Annotated in this window: 2 protein-coding genes; one reads left to right on the top strand and one right to left on the bottom strand. The window is 71.1% G+C overall.

All coding sequences use genetic code 11. The features are described 5' to 3' along the window. Positions 1-81: 81 nt before the first annotated feature. On the bottom strand, positions 82-780 hold the full coding sequence (locus VK923_16405) for a helix-turn-helix domain-containing protein (protein ID HSJ46259.1): 699 nt from the start codon (positions 778-780) through the stop codon (positions 82-84). Between the two features lie 114 nt (positions 781-894). Between VK923_16405 and VK923_16400 the strand changes: the two genes are divergently transcribed. Continuing rightward, positions 895-1,731 carry an alpha/beta hydrolase gene (locus tag VK923_16400; protein HSJ46258.1) on the top strand — a complete coding sequence of 279 codons (837 nt, stop codon included), beginning with the start codon at positions 895-897 and terminating at the stop codon, positions 1,729-1,731. Positions 1,732-1,932: the final 201 nt, after the last annotated feature.

Below are 1,932 nucleotides of genomic sequence, written 5' to 3'. Positions count from 1 at the left end.
GGTAGACGACCATGGGCCGTCGAAGCACAGGCCGCGCGTCGGTGGCGTCGTGGTGCACCAGGAGGGTCTGGACGTGGGCGCTCAGCTGTCGCCCGGCAGCAATGACTGACACAGGGTGTCGGCCAGCCAGGCGACGCGCTGGTCGAGGGTCCAGCCGCGTTCGACGAGCAGGCCGTCGACCTCGGGGGCGATGTGGACCCAGATGAGGTCGCGGGCCTGCTCGACGGTTAGGTCGTCGCGCAGCAGGCCGGCGTCGGCGAGATGGGTCGCGATGCCGGTGGCGCCGATCAGCCGTTGGCGTTTGAGGTCGGCCCACAGGTCGGCGATCCTCGGGTCGGCCGCGGCGGCTGCGCGGATCACCAACTGCACCTCGCCGACGCCGCGGCTGATCATCTCGCGCGCGACCTCGGCGTACAGCTGCAGCTTTCGTTGGCCGTCGGGTTCGTCCCGGATGCGCTGGAACGCCGGGCGCTCGGCCACGGGGATCGGTTCGTCGTCGCCGGCGGCGCGGACATCGGCGAGGGTCTTGAGCAACGCCGGCTTGCTGCGGAACGACGCGTAGACGGTCTCGGGGGCGACGCCGGCGGCGGCGGCGATGTCGGCGACCGTGGTGGCGACGTAGCCGCGTTGGACGAACAGCTGGTGGGCGGCGTCGAGGATTGCGATGCGGGTCTGTCGGGCCTGTTCGGCGCGGCGGGGTGAGTGGTACCGCCGTCGACCAGATGGCGGCGTCGAACTCTTAGGACCGTCCTGGTTGACGGCGTCTTGTTTTGGCTGCATATTATCTGTACTCAATCAAGTCTCCCTGTTTTCGACAAGGTTATACCGTACGCGAATCGATCGGCGCGTCGTCCAACGTGGCGGCGCTCCCACCCTCGCTCGAAGGTTGCTGTCATGGGCTCTGCATCCATTGCCACGCCGCCAGCCACACGCCGCTCCGTCACGCGCGACGGCGTCGCGCTGGCCTACGCCGCCACCGACACCGACACCGGCGTCGGCACGCCGCCGTTCATCCTCGTCCACGGCCTGTGTGACGACCTCGACGTCATGGCGCCGCTGGCGCACCGGCTGGCCGGTGATCACCAGGTCGTGCGCGTCGACCTGCGCGGGCACGGCGCCAGCGACGCCCCCGAGGGCGGGCAGATGTACACGGTCGAGACCCTCGCGGCTGACGTCGCCGCGGTGTGCGAGCACCTGGGGGTCGACCAGGCGGTCGTCGTCGGGCACAGCCTTGGCGGCGCCGTCGCGGTGCAGCTCGCCGCGACGCTGCCCGACCTGGTCGCGGGCGTCGTGCTGCTCGAGGGCGCACTGCTGTTCCGTCGGGAGGTGCTCGACAGCGTCGGGCCGCTGTTCGCGGCGATCCGCACGCCGGCGTGGCGCGAGGCGCTGCACGGCTTCGTCGACGGCGGCTTCATCGCCACCGACGACGCCGTCGTGCGCGCGGCCGCGCACGCCCGCGTCGACGGGCTGGCGCAGCACGCGATGGTCAGCATCTTCGACGCCGCGGGCCGCTGGGACGCCGAACCCGCCATCCGCGCTGTCGGCGTGCCGATGCTGTACGTCGAGGCCGGCAGCGGCCTGACCGATCTCGACCGGTTCACCGAGCTGTGCCCGCAGCTGCAGATCGGTCGGACCGTGGGCGTCGGGCACAACCAGATGCTGGCCACACCCGCACAGGCCGAGGCCATGATCGACCGCTTCGTCGAGGTCAGCGTCGGTGGTGTGGCGTGACCACGACGACCGCCCCGAGACCCGTAGCGGTCCGCTGGCCCCGCGTGACCGTCGCTGTCCTCGGGACCGCCGCCGCGGCGTTGTCGACAGTGGCCATCCCAGGCGCCGACGCGCTGCTCGGCGGGTGGTTCCTGTCCGGTGCCGAGATCATCCACCGCGTCCACGAGGTCGGATTCGGGTTGATCATGACGGTGTGCATCG

This window comes from Euzebyales bacterium (assembly GCA_035461305.1).
In the GTDB taxonomy this organism is placed as follows: Bacteria; Actinomycetota; Nitriliruptoria; order Euzebyales; family JAHELV01; genus JAHELV01.
Note: the sequence above shows the minus strand (reverse complement) of the source record. Positions and strands in the feature narration are given on the sequence as shown.

Bases quoted from the DNA above. Each gene is read 5' to 3' on its own strand.
- VK923_16405 (HSJ46259.1), bottom strand. From the start codon at position 780: ATGCAGCCAAAACAAGACGCCGTCAACCAGGACGGTCCTAAGAGTTCG.
- VK923_16400 (HSJ46258.1), top strand. From the start codon at position 895: ATGGGCTCTGCATCCATTGCCACGCCGCCAGCCACACGCCGCTCCGTC.